At 64.5% G+C, this 13640-nt stretch carries 16 protein-coding genes; 12 read left to right on the top strand and 4 right to left on the bottom strand.

Annotated features, from left to right (window positions below; all coding sequences use genetic code 11):
* A partial coding sequence (locus GXB81_RS31660; protein WP_241016558.1) for a DnaA N-terminal domain-containing protein occupies nt 1-160 on the bottom strand: 160 nt, incomplete at its 3' end.
* Between the two features lie 323 nt (nt 161-483).
* On the opposite strand from GXB81_RS31660, the gene rpmH reads away from it, so the two are divergent.
* The 4 genes from rpmH (at nt 484) to yidC (ending at nt 3147) form a co-directional block, all read left to right on the top strand.
* Nucleotides 484-618, top strand: coding sequence for a 50S ribosomal protein L34 (gene rpmH / locus GXB81_RS28560; protein WP_004198824.1), 135 nt, complete (start codon nt 484-486; stop codon nt 616-618).
* A gap of 10 nt (nt 619-628) precedes the next feature.
* Entirely contained in the window at nt 629-1117 is a 489-nt protein-coding gene (locus GXB81_RS28555; protein WP_205193403.1) for a ribonuclease P protein component, read from the top strand.
* Nucleotides 1118-1227: 110 nt separating this feature from the next.
* Entirely contained in the window at nt 1228-1458 is a 231-nt protein-coding gene (gene yidD, locus GXB81_RS28550; protein WP_167050029.1) for a membrane protein insertion efficiency factor YidD, read from the top strand.
* Nucleotides 1459-1488: 30 nt separating this feature from the next.
* Nucleotides 1489-3147, top strand: coding sequence for a membrane protein insertase YidC (yidC, locus tag GXB81_RS28545; protein WP_205990953.1), 1659 nt, complete (start codon nt 1489-1491; stop codon nt 3145-3147).
* A 138-nt stretch (nt 3148-3285) separates the two neighbouring features.
* Here the strand turns inward: yidC and GXB81_RS28540 are convergent, their stop codons facing one another.
* Both GXB81_RS28540 and GXB81_RS28535 read right to left on the bottom strand, forming a co-directional pair.
* The gene (locus GXB81_RS28540; protein WP_167050033.1) at nt 3286-3693 is read right to left on the bottom strand and encodes an XRE family transcriptional regulator; all 408 of its coding nucleotides are present in this window, start codon (nt 3691-3693) and stop codon (nt 3286-3288) included.
* Between the two features lie 509 nt (nt 3694-4202).
* On the bottom strand, nt 4203-4610 hold the full coding sequence (locus GXB81_RS28535; RefSeq protein ID WP_167050035.1) for an XRE family transcriptional regulator: 408 nt from the start codon (nt 4608-4610) through the stop codon (nt 4203-4205).
* 404 nt (nt 4611-5014) lie between these two features.
* On the opposite strand from GXB81_RS28535, the gene mnmE reads away from it, so the two are divergent.
* The 3 genes from mnmE (at nt 5015) to GXB81_RS28520 (ending at nt 8244) form a co-directional block, all read left to right on the top strand.
* A complete protein-coding gene (gene mnmE / locus GXB81_RS28530; RefSeq protein WP_167050037.1) occupies nt 5015-6409 on the top strand; it encodes a tRNA uridine-5-carboxymethylaminomethyl(34) synthesis GTPase MnmE in 1395 nt (464 codons plus the stop codon).
* A gap of 185 nt (nt 6410-6594) precedes the next feature.
* A complete protein-coding gene (locus GXB81_RS28525; protein ID WP_205990952.1) occupies nt 6595-7833 on the top strand; it encodes an integrase arm-type DNA-binding domain-containing protein in 1239 nt (412 codons plus the stop codon).
* A gap of 246 nt (nt 7834-8079) precedes the next feature.
* Nucleotides 8080-8244 (top strand): hypothetical protein, encoded by a 165-nt coding sequence (locus GXB81_RS28520; RefSeq protein ID WP_167050041.1) that lies wholly within the window; start codon nt 8080-8082, stop codon nt 8242-8244.
* A gap of 104 nt (nt 8245-8348) precedes the next feature.
* On the opposite strand, the gene GXB81_RS28515 is transcribed toward GXB81_RS28520, so the two are convergent.
* Nucleotides 8349-8675, bottom strand: a complete 327-nt coding sequence (locus tag GXB81_RS28515) for an ecotin precursor (protein ID WP_167285307.1) — start codon at nt 8673-8675, stop codon at nt 8349-8351.
* Between the two features lie 328 nt (nt 8676-9003).
* On the opposite strand from GXB81_RS28515, the gene GXB81_RS28510 reads away from it, so the two are divergent.
* The 5 genes from GXB81_RS28510 to GXB81_RS28490 form a co-directional block, all read left to right on the top strand.
* Nucleotides 9004-10629: a methyl-accepting chemotaxis protein gene (locus GXB81_RS28510; RefSeq protein WP_167285306.1), complete on the top strand. Its 1626-nt coding sequence runs from the start codon at nt 9004-9006 to the stop codon at nt 10627-10629.
* 61 nt (nt 10630-10690) lie between these two features.
* Nucleotides 10691-11155, top strand: a complete 465-nt coding sequence (locus GXB81_RS28505; RefSeq protein ID WP_167050047.1) for a chemotaxis protein CheW — start codon at nt 10691-10693, stop codon at nt 11153-11155.
* Nucleotides 11152-12705 carry a CheR family methyltransferase gene (locus tag GXB81_RS28500; RefSeq protein WP_205990951.1) on the top strand — a complete coding sequence of 518 codons (1554 nt, stop codon included), beginning with the start codon at nt 11152-11154 and terminating at the stop codon, nt 12703-12705. Before GXB81_RS28505 ends, GXB81_RS28500 begins: the two co-directional genes overlap by 4 nt.
* A complete protein-coding gene (locus GXB81_RS28495) occupies nt 12698-13393 on the top strand; it encodes a chemotaxis protein CheW (RefSeq protein ID WP_205990949.1) in 696 nt (231 codons plus the stop codon). Before GXB81_RS28500 ends, GXB81_RS28495 begins: the two co-directional genes overlap by 8 nt.
* On the top strand, nt 13390-13640 hold a 251-nt coding region (locus tag GXB81_RS28490), incomplete at its 3' end, for an Hpt domain-containing protein (RefSeq protein WP_205990948.1). The genes GXB81_RS28495 and GXB81_RS28490, both read left to right, overlap by 4 nt.

Raw genomic sequence — 13640 nt, 5'->3', positions numbered from 1 at the left:
CGAAGGCGACCGGGGCCAAGGGTTTGATCCACGTCACGTACTGCTGGGGCGTAAGCTCACGCTCCAGCAATGCGGAACAGTGTTGCCAGAATTCGTTCATCGAGTTGCTGTCGTTATGGTGTGCACGGCGGTCGCCGCTGCCCCTGTCGCGCGCGCGCAACAAAGCCCTGTGCAGCCAGGCGTAACAGCCCCAGGCGCTTGTGCCACAAGGGTTTGCGGAGCAAGCGAGCCGGGGCGGCGTGCAGCATTTTTGGGAAGTAAGGCGAGATTCTAACGCCAAAACGGAGCCGAAAGGGAGTTATCCACAGGGACGGATCAACTGGCCGGATGAGCAGGAAGCGCTGCCGGACCGGGCTAAACTATTGACGGTCAACGGAAAACCGGTTTAAATAGCGGGTTCCGCGAAAACCAATTTCAGCAAACCACCGGCCATTGCGCTTTCAGCGATGATCGCGCGGTTTTTTTCGATCAAGTGAGAGCAACATGAAACGTACTTACCAACCTTCCGTTACCCGTCGCAAGCGCACCCACGGCTTTCGCGTTCGCATGAAGACCGCAGGTGGCCGCAAGGTCATCAACGCACGTCGCGCGAAGGGCCGCAAGCGTCTCGCCATCTAAGGCGAGCGGATTGCGCGCTGTGACCGAAGCCCGCGGCGAAGCGGGAGCGGCCGGGGCGCAGCAACCGGGCTCGGTTCCGTTGCGAGCGCAAGCCGCCTTCCCCAAAGCCGCAAGGCTGCTAAAAACGGATGAATTTTCATCCGTTTTTCGTTTGCGGCCGTGGCGCCGTACCGCGCACTTCGTCGTGTACGGCCGGCCCACCGGCAACGAGGCGCGTCTTGGCCTCGTGATCGGCAAGAAGTATGCGCCGCGCGCGGCCACGCGCAATCTGGTGCGCCGGATCGCACGCGAGGCCTTCCGGTTGCGCCGCGCGGAATTCGGCGGTTGGGATGTGCTGCTGCGTCTGCATACGCGTTTCGACAAAAAGGCTTTACCGAGCGCGTCGTCGCCGCCGTTGAAGGCGCTGTGCCGCAGCGAAATCGAAGCGTTGCTCGACAAGGCCGCGCGCGAAATTACCCGTCGTCAGGCGCCGCCCGCGGAGGCGCCGAAGACGGAATGACGCGGCGACCGCCCGCCCTCGGCCGTTGCAACCGGCGTTGCGCCGGCTGCTCCGCGGCGCGGGCGTCGCCCGGTATCCACGTTGCGCGGCGCCGTCCGGCCGCATCTGCCATGCAAACGGTACTCTTCGCTTTATTGCGTTTTTACAAGCTTGCCGTGAGCCCCATGCTCGGCAACCGGTGCCGTTTTTACCCTTCCTGTTCTGATTACGCGCGCGAGGCAATCCAGTATCATGGCGCCGCGCGCGGGACTTATCTCGCCGTGAGGCGTGTTTGCCGCTGTCACCCGTTTTCCGCGGGTGGCATCGATCTCGTCCCGCCACCCACTTCTGAAAAGCGCTGACGCGCCGTTCCATCGACACTGAGACAACGCATGGATATCAAACGCACCGTCCTATGGGTCATCTTTTTCATGTCAGCGGTCATGCTGTTCGACAACTGGCAACGCGACCACGGACGCCCGTCGATGTTCTTCCCGAGCCCGACGGCGACGAAAACCGCCGATGGCGCAGCTCCGGGGACCACGACGCCGGGAACCAGTCCGGCCGACCTGCCGGCCGCTAACGCAGCCGCGCCCGGCAACGCGCCGGCGGCCACGCAATCGCAACTCGTCAAGTTCAGCACCGACGTCTACAGCGGCGAAATCGACACGCGCGGCGGCACGCTGTCGCGGCTTGCGCTCGTGAAGCAGGGCGACGGCAAGCAGCCGGACCTCGTCATCACGCTGTTCGACAAAACGAACAACCACACGTATCTGGCACGCACCGGCCTGCTCGGCGGCGACTTCCCGAATCACAACGACGTCTTCACGCTGATGCCGAATCAGCCGACCCAGTTGGCCGACGGTCAGAATTCGTTCCAGATGAGCTTCGAATCGCCGGAAAAGGGCGGCCTGAAGGTCATCAAGACCTACACGTTCACGCGCGGCAGCTATGTGATCGGCGTCGAGACGAAGATCCAGAACGTCGGCACCACGGCCGTGACGCCGCAGGTCTACATGGAACTCGTGCGCGACGACCAGCCGGTCGATACGCCGCGCTTCTCGCACACGTTCATCGGACCGGCTGTCTACACCGACGAACATCACTTCCAGAAGATGACGTTCAGCGATCTCGACAAGAACAAGCAGGATTACGCGCATTCGGCCGATAACGGCTGGGTCGCGATGGTCCAGCACTACTTCGCGTCGGCGTGGATTCCGCAGCAGGGCGCGAAGCGCGAGTTCTACGCGGAGAAAATCGATCCGTCGCTCTATCGCGTCGGCGTGAAGCAGCCGCTGCCGACCATTGCGCCGGGCCAAACGGTCAGCGTGTCGGCACGCCTGTTCGCCGGTCCGGAAGAAGAGAAGATGCTCGCCGGCATCGCGCCGGGCCTCGATCTGGTCAAGGACTACGGCTGGGTCACGATCATCGCGAAGCCGCTGTTCTGGCTGCTCTCGAAGATCCATAGCTATGTCGGCAACTGGGGCTGGTCGATCGTGCTGCTCACGCTGCTGATCAAGGCGGTGTTCTTCCCGCTGTCGGCCGCGAGCTACAAGTCGATGGCGCGCATGAAGACGATCACGCCGCGCATGCAGGCGCTGCGCGAGCGCTTCAAGGGCGATCCGCAGAAGATGAACGCCGCGCTGATGGAGCTGTACAAGACCGAGAAGGTCAATCCGTTCGGCGGCTGTCTGCCGGTCGTGATCCAGATTCCGGTGTTCATCTCGCTGTACTGGGTGCTGCTGTCGTCGGTGGAAATGCGCGGCGCGCCGTGGATTCTCTGGATTCGCGACCTCTCGCAACAGGACCCGTACTTCATCCTGCCGATCCTGATGGCCGTCTCGATGTTCCTGCAGACCCGCCTGAACCCGACGCCGCCGGACCCGGTCCAGGCCAAGATGATGATGTTCATGCCGATCGCGTTCTCGGTCATGTTCTTCTTCTTCCCGGCGGGTCTCGTGCTGTACTACGTCGTGAACAACGTGCTGTCGATCGCGCAGCAGTACTACATCACGCGCATGATGGGCAAGTCGAAGGCGAAGCCGGCCTGACGCCTGCTCGCGACGGGCGGGCGGCACTCTCCGCCCCCGCCGTTGCGCAGAAACGAAAAAGCCGCCCGGTGCAAACCGGGCGGCTTTTTTTCATGGTCTCGCGGACAGCTGAAAAGCGGCTGGCGACTGGCCACGCGCTTATTCTTCCTCGATGTCCTCGCCATAAAAGCGCACGATCATTTCCTCGACCAGATGCCGGTCTTGCGGCATGAGCGAGGCGATCTTCGACGCGAGTTCGATCGTCTCGGGCGTGGGCGGGTACTTTTCTCCGCGTGACATCGGTCTCGCACTCGCGCCGGGCGGCGGACCGTAATGGAGCCAATGCTCGCTGACGTTCAACCATTCGGCGAGCGTGCGCAACTTGTCCGGCTTCGGAATCGTCGTGCCCGAGATCCATTTGTGCGCGGTCTGCGTCGAAACGGGGCGCTCGCCGTGATAGCGTAGATTGAACTGCCTGGAGAGGTCACTCCCGCCACGGATTTTCAGAGGCTCGAGCAGGTCTTTCAGTCTCTTGGCGAAAGCGGTTTTTTGTTTGTTGGTCGGCATGGGCCAGATTGTGCAATCCGGCGCCAAACCTGTTGACAACCAGTCAGGCTCATGTTTTTCTTATTTGAGATAATTTTAGCTTGTAAGGCACACGGGCAAAGCGTTCGAAGAGATTGCATTTTCTCTATCTTTTTATTATCCAGCGGGACTTTGCGGGCGATACCCGTCTCATGTTTTTAAGATTGTTCTCAAATGGTGCAGTAGAAGTTGTAGCTTGTTTAAGATAAATCTGAATTCGCGATCTCGCATAGCAGGCCGAATCCAACGCCACCCCATCCGCTCCGGACCCGAATCACGATGCCCACGCCGATTGCGCCGATCACGCAGCCGTATTACATCGCGCGGAAACGAGCAAATCGAGGACAAAACCGGCCCAACACCTGTCCGCCGCGGGCAGCGATCTCAGCCCCGCCACCGCGCAGAAACAAAAAAGCCGCCCGGTGCATACCAGGCGGCTTTTCTCATAATCTCGCGGGCGCTTGAAAAAGCGCTGGCGACGAACCGCGCACTTACTCGTCCTCGACGTCCTCACCGTAGAAGCGCACGATCATTTCCTCGACCAGATTCCGGTCTTTCGGCGTGAGCGATGCGATCTTCGAAGCGAGTTCGATCGTCTCGGGTGTTGCCGGATATTTCTCGCCGCGTGCCATCGGTCTCGCGTTCGTACCGGGCGGCGGGCCGTAGTGAAGCCAATGCTCGTTGACGCTCAACCATTCGGCAAGCGTGCGTAGCTTGTCCGGCTTTGGAATCGTCGTACCCGTGAGCCATTTGTGCGCGGTCTGCGGCGTAACGGGACGCTCGCCGTGATAGCGTAGATTGAACTGCTCGGCGAGCTTGGTCCCGCCGCGGATTTTCAGCGGCTCGAGCAGATCTCTCAGCCTTTTGGCGAAAGCGGCTTTTTCTTTGTCGGTTGGCATGGGCCAGATTGTGCAATTCGGCACCAAACCAGTTGACAACCAGATAAGCTTATGTTTTGCCTATTTGAGATAGATTTAGCTTGTAGGGCGCGCTGGACAAAGCGCTCCACGAAATCGCATTTTTCTATCTTTTTATTATCCTGCCTGCCTTTGCGAGCGATGGTCATCTTATATTTTTAAGATTATTCTCAAGCAGCATGATAGAAATCGTAGCTTATCCAAGATAAATCCTAATTTGAGGGATCGAACGGGGAGCGATGGTGCCGTCCGCGACGCCGCACGCCCGCCCGATGCGCCCGCGTTACAATGCCTCGCGCCGCATCGGCCCACATCTGCCGACATTGGCCCGCCGCGATTCGTACCGATCCGCTCGCTCTCCTCTCCTGTTTTCTGCCCGCTCTCCCATGCTCACGACCGACTCCGATCCCATCGTCGCCATTGCTACCGCGCCCGGCCGGGGGGGCATCGGCGTCGTGCGGATTTCGTTCGGCCGCGCGGGCGAAGCGGCCGCCCTGCCGCTGATGCAGGCACTCACCGGTCAAACGCTTGCGCCGCGCCACGCGAGCTACGTGCCGTTTCTCGACGCCAGCGGCAATCCGCTCGACCGCGGCATTGCCCTCTACTTCCCGGCGCCACACTCCTACACCGGCGAGCACGTGCTCGAACTGCAAGGCCACGGTGGCCCGGTCGTGCTGCAACTGGTGCTGCAACGCTGCATCGACGCCGGCCGCGCGGTCGGCCTGCGACTCGCCGAACCGGGCGAATTCACGCGCCGCGCCTTTCTGAACGACAAGCTCGATCTCGCGCAGGCCGAGGCCGTCGCGGATCTGATCGAGGCCAGTACCGAGGCCGCTGCCCGCTCGGCGGGCCGTTCGCTCGACGGCGCGTTTTCGCGCGACATTCACGCGCTCGTCGAAGACGTGATTACGCTGCGCATGCTGGTCGAAGCGACGCTGGACTTCCCCGAGGAAGAAATCGACTTCCTCGAAGCCGCCGACGCGCGCGGCAAGCTCGCCCGCATTCGCGAGCGCCTCGCGCACGTGCTGAGCGAAGCGCGCCAGGGCGCGTTGCTGCGCGAGGGGCTGTCGGTCGTGCTCGCGGGACAGCCGAATGTCGGCAAGTCGTCGCTGCTGAACGCGCTGGCCGGCGCGGAACTCGCGATCGTCACGCCGATCGCCGGCACGACGCGCGACAAGGTTGCGCAGACGATCCAGATCGAAGGCATTCCGCTGCATGTGATCGACACGGCCGGCCTGCGCGAGACCGAAGACGAAGTGGAAAAGATCGGCATCGCGCGCACGTGGGGCGAAATCGAGCGCGCGGACGTGGTGCTGCATCTGCTCGACGCACGCACCGGCATGACGGCCGAGGACGAAACGATCGCGGGGCGCTTCCCGAGCGGCGTGCCGGTCGTGCGCGTGCTGAACAAGACCGACCTGACGGGCCTCGCGCCCGCGACGCAGGCGCTGGACGCCGATCTCGAACTGAGCGAGGTGCGGCTGTCGGCGAAACAGGGCGACGGCGTCGCGTTGCTGCGCGACGAGTTGCTGCGGATCGCCGGCTGGCAGGCGGGCGCGGAAAGCGTGTACCTTGCGCGCGAGCGGCATCTGATTGCGCTGCGCGCGGCCGAAGAGCATCTGGCAACGGCTGCCGCGCATGCCGAACAGAACGCGCAGGCGCTCGATCTGTTCGCCGAGGAACTGCGGCTGGCACAGGATCAGTTGAATTCGATTACCGGTGAATTCAGTTCGGACGATCTGCTTGGAGTGATTTTCAGTAGATTCTGTATCGGCAAGTAAAATCGATGGGGAAATTCCGTTATATTCATTCTCCAATAAGGGTTTTGGCGTCATTTTCTCGCCCTCGTCGTAGGCAGAAAATCCAGCTTGCCTACCCATAATCGGACAAATCTTTGGTACACAATCGGCATACGGTTTAGAATCACCGCACCTCGTGCATCAACCGCATCAACGTCCCGACGCGCATGCCCCGCCTCGCTACTCCCCTCACAGAATCCCAGATCCGCGCGCTCGAACCGCGCGCGACCCGCTACTGCGTCGCCGACGGCAACGGTCTCGTCATCGAAGTCATGACGACCGGCAGCAAGATCTGGCGTTTCCGCTACACGCTGAACGGCAAACGCCAGCCGCTCGCCACGATCGGCGACTACCGGATGATTTCGCTGCGCGTCGCGCGCGCCAAGGCACAGAAGTACGCGGAAATGGTCGCGCAGGGCATCTCGCCGGTCGCGACCGCGCGGCGCGACCGCGGCGCCGAAAGCAAGGCTGACGTGCTGCGCGAAGCCGCCGAGCTGTATCTCGCCACCGCGATGGCCGGCAAGTCGGACGAATATCGCCGCACGACGCGGCGCGCGCTCGAAAAGGACGTGCTGCCCGCGATCGGCAACAAGCCGATCAGTGCCGTGAGCGCCGACGACATCCTCGCGATCTGCGAGCGCATCAAGAGCCGTGGCTCGCCGAAGATGGCGCTGCATACGCGCAACGTGGTCAAGCGCCTGTACGCGTACCTGATCGCGCGGCAACTCGCGTCCGGCAATCCCGCCGAAGTCGTGCCGGCGCGCGCGCTCGCCACGCTCGACACCCGTACGCGCGTGCTGTCCGGCGCCGAGATCGGCGCGACGCTGCAGGCCGTCGACACGTCGAACATCCGCCGTCCGCTGAAGCTCGCGCTGCATCTGCTCGTGCTGACGATGGTGCGCAAATCGGACCTCGTGGAATCAATGTGGGCCGAATTCGATCTCGACCACGCGCGCTGGACGATTCCGGCCACGCGTCTGAATGCGCATGCGGATCGCGTCGTGTATCTGCCGCACCAGGCCGTCGCGATGCTGCGCGAGTTGCAGCGCGCACGGGCGAGCCAGAATTTCGTCTTCCCGAGCGTCCGGGGCGACGATCGACCGATCGCGAAAAGCACGTTAAATCAGGCGGTCAAGGCCTTGGGGATCGAAATGGAGCATTTCGTGCTGCATGATTTTCGCCGCACCGCGACGATGCATCTGCGCGAAATCTCGCCGCAACCGGACGCGCACGGCGACGCCATGCGGGACCCCGCACCCGCTGCAACGGACAACCCCACACACGACCAGGCGCACGGCGAAGCGCACAACGAAGCCGAGCGGCAACGTCAGCGACTCCAGAGCTGGGCGGACTTCGTCGATATCCAGATCGAAGCCGCGCGGCAGGCGCGCAGCGGGATGGCCTGATGACGGCATTGCCAAGGGTTGGGCGGCGTAGGGAGTTTCCCTCGATGCGCCGCAACCGATGGTACACAGGCGTCCATCAACCCCTATCAATTAGCTGAAAACAAAGAAAAAGAACCGGTGAAATCCGGTTTCATATCGGCCTTCGAAACACCCCGCCAGCGTCGCGCAACCGCTTCAGATCGTCGTTCTTTCCCCGCTTCCATCGCCTACACTGAGAGTTGGATGCAAGCCGATACGGAGGTTCCGATGTCTGAATCGCTGCTCGCCTATCTGATGGGGCCCACCGTCATGCTGCTGGTCGGCTTTGCCATCTGGATGGCGTCCCGTCATCACCGCGACCCGTCAAAGCCGCCCAGAATCGAGCGCTGGCTCGATACGCATTACGCGGAGTGGCTGCACCACAAACACTGAGACTGAGCGGTGTATGCATCGATTACAAAAAAGGCCGTCGCATCGGGCGACGGCCTTTCTGTCTGCGTAGAGCACGCGCGATGTGAGCGCACACCTTCACGCGATCACCACCCCGGCTGCGGCTGCGCATATCCGTACTGTCCGGGCGGCGGCGCACCGCACGCGACATACGCGCGCTGGTACTGGTCGTAGCAATATCCCGGCGGCGGGCCGGCATAGGCCGGCGCCGGCTGATACACCGGCTGCTGCGCATAGACCGGCTGCGGATACGCGACCACCGGCGCCGGATTCAACGCCGCGCTGACCACCGCACCGAGCACCGCGCCGCCGATCAGCGCCCCCACCACATCGCCGCCATGTCCGTGCGCGGAGGCTTGCCCCGCCACGCTCAAACTGCCCGCCATCACCAACGCTACTGCGATCTTTTTCATGTGAGCCTCCCGCCCGTTCAGGCATGGAATGGATTGTCGTGCGGATGCGCGGAAATAGATGCTGCAAGTGGTAACGGAACATTAACCCTGTAACAGCCGTTCGATCCGGCACCTGCCGGTGCACGGGCGGGCACCGTACTGCAATCCCGCGTTTTGTGCCGTGTTTCCCCCTCTAATCCGCCCAAAACACGCCTCCGATCAATGTAGAATTCGCCGCATGAACTGTCGGACAAATCCGATAGACAGTAAAACTGTCCGGTCCGTCGATCCGACCCGCAACGGGTCGATACGCGGAATCGAACAGAAACAAAGGTAGGGGGGCCTGCGCGTGAAACAATGGACCATCCGGCAACGGATTCTTTGCAGCTTCGGAATCGTTCTGATCGTGATGCTCGCCATGGCAATCGTCACTTTCGGGCAACTCGGCGGCATAGACCGCGACGCGAAAAGCCAGCAGCAGGACTCGATGCCGGGCCTCTACTACGCGACCGCGATACGGGCGACCTGGTTCGAAAACTATTCGATCACGCAGCGCCTGATCTTCGTCGACGCGGACGCCGATTCCACGAAGCGCGACCTCGCGAGCCTGCAGGACTCGCAGCAGTCGCTGCAGAAACAGCTCAACGACTACGGCGCGACGGTTTTCCGCAGCGACGACCGGGACCTCTTCAACGAATTCCGGCAATACCACACGCAGTACACGGCGGCGCAAACGGCGCTGCTCAATAGCCTCGCCGCCTCGAAAGACAACGCCGCGCGCATCTTCAACGCGCAGCTCACGCCGGTCTGGGAAAGCGGCCGGCTGACGGCGCGCAAGCTCGTCGACGACAACAGGAGCTACGCGGACCAGTCCACCGCGAGCATCCGCACGTCGGTCGAGACGACACGCATCGTGCTGCTCGTGATGCTGGCGCTCGCCTTGATCGTCGCGGTGCTGGCCGGCTACTGGCTGCTTCGCGCGGTCACGGTGCCGATGGCGAAGGTACTGCGAGTCGTCGACGTGATCCGCACCGGCGATCTGACGCAACGCCTGCAACTGCATCGCCAGGACGAAATCGGCGCGCTCGAAGCGGGCTTCAACCGCATGACCGACGAACTCACCGCGCTGGTCGGCCAGGCGCAGAAGTCGGCGGTGCAGGTCACGACCTCGGTCACGGAAATCGCCGCGACCTCGCGCGAACAGCAGGCCACCGCGAACGAGACCGCGGCCACGTCCACGGAAATCGGCGCGACCTCGCGCGAGATTTTCGCGACCTCGCGCGATCTGCTGCGCACGATGAACGAAGTCTCCGAGGTGGCGAGCCAGTCGGCCGCGCTCGCAGGCACCGGCCACAGCGGCCTCGCGCGCATGGAAGAAACCATGCGCCATGTGATGGAAGCGGCCGGCTCGGTCAACGCCAAGCTCGCGATCCTCAACGAGAAGGCCAGCAACATCAACCAGGTCGTCGCGACGATCACGAAGGTCGCGGACCAGACCAACCTGCTCTCGCTGAACGCGGCGATCGAAGCCGAAAAAGCCGGCGAATACGGCCGCGGCTTCGCGGTCGTGGCGACCGAAATCCGCCGCCTCGCCGATCAGACCGCCGTCGCGACCTACGACATCGAACAGATGGTCAAGGAGATCCAGTCGGCGGTGGCCGCCGGCGTGATGGGCATGGACAAGTTCTCCGAGGAAGTGCGCCGCGGCATGCTCGACGTGCAGAACGTCGGCGGTCATCTGACGCAGATCATCGAGCAGGTGCAGCAGCTCGCGCCGCGTTTCTCGATGGTCAACGAGGGCATGCAGACCCAGGCGACCGGCGCCGAGCAGATCACCCAGGCGCTGACGCAGCTGTCCGAGGCCGCGCAGCAGACCGCGGAATCGCTGCGTCAGTCGACCCAGGCGATCGACGATCTGACGCACGTTGCCAACAGCCTGCGCACCGGCGTGTCGCGCTTCAAGGTCGTGGCCTGAGATCGCCCAGGCGATCCGCCCTGACCCGCGCCCGCCCCGCTCACGCTTCCCGTCCACGCCGATGCTCTTCATCCTCTTCACTCTCGACAGCGAACGCTACGTGATCGACGCGACGCAGGTCGAGCGCATGATGCCGCTCGATCCGCGCGCGCCGCCGAAGACGATCCCCGGCGCGCCGGCGTGGGTCGCGGGCGTGCTCGAACACGACGGTGCGCCGCTGCCGGTCATCGATCTGCCGGCGCTCGCGCTCGGCCGCCGCGCCGAGCCACTGATGTCGACGCGCGTCGTGCTGGTGCACTATCCGCATGCGGGCGGCCAGCGCCTGCTGGCGTTGCTGCTCGAAGGCGCGACCCGCACGATTCGTCTGGAACCCGAAGCATTTCGCGCGACCGGCATCGACACGCCGCACGCGCGCTATCTCGGTCCGGTCGCGAGCGAAGCGGGCGGGCTCGTGCAGTGGATTCGCGTCGAGGCACTGCTGACCGACGACGTGAAGGCGCTGCTCTTTCCCGAGGCGCACGCATGAACGCGGATCACGACAACGCGCCGCTTTACCGGCGCTTCGCCGAACAGCTGCATCGGACGATGGGGCTCGACGCGACCTCGCTCGGTCATCGGGCCATCGAGCGCGCGGTCGATCAGCAGGCCGCCGCGTGGCGCGCGGACGGCCATGCCGAAGCGACGCTCGCCGATTACTGGAACGCGGCGCAGGTGTCGCCCGAGCTATGGCAGGCGCTGATCGAAGCGTTGACGGTGCCGGAAACCTGGTTCTATCGCGACGCCGAGGCATTCCGCACGCTCGCGCGGCTCGCGCAGGAACGCTTGCGGGAGCGCGCTCACGCGGCCGGCGGCACGCTGCCGCTGCGGATTCTGAGCCTGCCCTGCTCGACCGGCGAAGAGCCGTACACGATCGCGATGACCCTGCTCGACGCGGGCCTCGACGCCGCGCAATTCCGCATCGACGCGATGGATATCAACGAGCGCTCGCTGGCCGCGGCGCAGCGCGCGGTCTATGGGCGCAACTCGTTTCGCAGCAGCACGCTCGCGTTTCGCGACGCGCACTTCAGCCCGGCCGGAGACGGTTGGCGTCTCGCGCCGCGCATCGTCGAGACGGTGCGCTTCTCGCACGCGAACCTGATGCAGCTCGACACGCCCGCGCTCGGCCTCTACGACTTCGTGTTCTGCCGCAACGTGCTGATCTATTTCGACCGCGACACGCAGCAGATCGCGTTGCAGGCGCTCAATAGCGTGCTGGCCGAAAACGGCACGCTGTTCGTCGGTCCGGCCGAGACCGGCCTGCTGATGCGCTACGGCATGCAATCCGCGAAGATTCCGCTCGCGTTCGCGTTTTATCGCGCCTCGGCCCAGAGCATGCAGGCCAGCCACTGGCACGCCGCGCCGCTCGCGACCGCCGCCGCACTCGCGATGACGCCGCCGCCCGCGCGCGTGCCCACTCCCGCGCCGGTGTTTTCGGCCGAGCCCTTTGCGTGGCCCGATCCGGTTGCGCGCGCCTCGTTCGACGGCGCGGCGCGGGTTGCCGCGTTAGATGCCGGCGCGTCGCCGTGGACGAGGCCGCTGACGCCGGCACGCACGGCCACGCTCATGACGCGCACGACACCGGCATGGCAGCCACAGCCGGCGCAAGCCCAGCAGATGAATGGGCACGCCAACGTCCCCCTCGAAACACCGTTCGGCACGCAGATCAAGGCCCCCTTCGGCACCCCAGGCGCTACCCAAGGCAAGGCGGCCCCCACGACCGTCGAGCGCGACACGCTGCAAGCCGCGCGCGAACTCGCCGACGCCGGCCGTCTCGCGGACGCCGCCGCGGCCATCCACGCGTATCTCGAACAGCACGCCCCGCACGCGGAAGCGTTCTACCTGCTCGGCGTTCTGGCCGACGCCAACGGCGACAGCAACGTCGCGCGCGCCCAGTATCGCAAGGCGATCTATCTCGATCCGCAGCACCCGGAAGCGCTCGCGCATCTGGCGACGCTGCTCGACCTCGAAGGCGATCGCGACGGCGCGCGCCTGCTGATGCAACGCGCGGCGCGCGCGCAAGGATCGTCCCGTGCGTGAGTTCCGCGACATCCGCATCGACGGTTGCTGGAACCGCATCGGCGTGCGCGGCGATTCGTCGTGCGAGCGGCTCGCCGAATACGTGCGCTGCCTCAATTGCCCGGTGTTCGAGGTAGCCGCGGCACGGCTGCTCGATCAGCCCGCGCCGCTCGCTGCCTTGCCGCAGCAGGACGCGGCGCCGCAAGCGCTGCCCGACGGCCATGACGCATCGCGTTCGCGGGAGACCGGCGAATCGCTGCTCGTGTTTCGCATCGGCCGCGAATGGCTGGCGCTGCCCACGCGGATTTTCAAAAGCATCGTGCAGACGCGCACCGTGCATACGCTGCCGCATCGGCAGCATCGCGCGGTGCTCGGGGTCGTCAACGTGCAGGGCGAGTTGCTCGTGTGCCTGTCGCTCGCGCATCTGCTCGGCTTCGAGCCCGACACCGCCGCCGCCCGCAACGACCGCACGCGCCTCGATCTGCCGCGCCTGCTCGTGATCGCGCGCGACGAAGAGCACGCGGTGCTGCCGGTCGATCAGGTCGACGGCGTGCACCGCTTCGCGCCGTCGACGTTCCGCGCACCGCCCGCCACGCTGTCGGAGACCGCCGCCACGCACACGCGGGCGGTCGCGCCGTGGCGCGGCATCAGCGTCGGCCTGCTCGACGCCGACGCGCTGTTCGACACACTGAACCGGAGTCTCGGATGACGGACGACCCGCGCCGCCCGTCGTTGATCGATCTGTTCCGCGAAGAAGCGCGCAACCAGGCTCGCGTGCTCGACGACGGCCTGCTCGTGCTCGACCGCACGCCCGGCGACGCCGCCGCGCTCGAAGCCTGCATGCGCGCCGCGCATTCGCTGAAGGGCGCGGCGCGCATCGTCGGCGTGCAGGCCGGCGTCGAACTCGCGCATGCGATGGAAGACTGCTTCGTCGCCGCCCAGGAAGGGCGCGCGCT

It is taken from the genome of Paraburkholderia sp. Ac-20336, from assembly GCF_017105025.1.
Taxonomy (GTDB): Bacteria; Pseudomonadota; Gammaproteobacteria; order Burkholderiales; family Burkholderiaceae; genus Paraburkholderia.
Note: the sequence above shows the minus strand (reverse complement) of the source record. Positions and strands in the feature narration are given on the sequence as shown.

What these genes read in the sequence shown, in the direction of transcription:
- mnmE (WP_167050037.1), top strand. Translation starts at nt 5,015, where the DNA reads ATGCTCACGACCGACTCCGATCCCATCGTCGCCATTGCTACCGCGCCC.
- yidC (WP_205990953.1), top strand. Translation starts at nt 1,489, where the DNA reads ATGGATATCAAACGCACCGTCCTATGGGTCATCTTTTTCATGTCAGCG.
- GXB81_RS28540 (WP_167050033.1), bottom strand. Translation starts at nt 3,693, where the DNA reads ATGCCGACCAACAAACAAAAAACCGCTTTCGCCAAGAGACTGAAAGAC.
- GXB81_RS28505 (WP_167050047.1), top strand. Translation starts at nt 10,691, where the DNA reads ATGCTCTTCATCCTCTTCACTCTCGACAGCGAACGCTACGTGATCGAC.
- yidD (WP_167050029.1), top strand. Translation starts at nt 1,228, where the DNA reads ATGCAAACGGTACTCTTCGCTTTATTGCGTTTTTACAAGCTTGCCGTG.
- rpmH (WP_004198824.1), top strand. Translation starts at nt 484, where the DNA reads ATGAAACGTACTTACCAACCTTCCGTTACCCGTCGCAAGCGCACCCAC.
- GXB81_RS28525 (WP_205990952.1), top strand. Translation starts at nt 6,595, where the DNA reads ATGCCCCGCCTCGCTACTCCCCTCACAGAATCCCAGATCCGCGCGCTC.
- GXB81_RS28520 (WP_167050041.1), top strand. Translation starts at nt 8,080, where the DNA reads ATGTCTGAATCGCTGCTCGCCTATCTGATGGGGCCCACCGTCATGCTG.
- GXB81_RS28500 (WP_205990951.1), top strand. Translation starts at nt 11,152, where the DNA reads ATGAACGCGGATCACGACAACGCGCCGCTTTACCGGCGCTTCGCCGAA.
- GXB81_RS28535 (WP_167050035.1), bottom strand. Translation starts at nt 4,610, where the DNA reads ATGCCAACCGACAAAGAAAAAGCCGCTTTCGCCAAAAGGCTGAGAGAT.
- GXB81_RS28515 (WP_167285307.1), bottom strand. Translation starts at nt 8,675, where the DNA reads ATGAAAAAGATCGCAGTAGCGTTGGTGATGGCGGGCAGTTTGAGCGTG.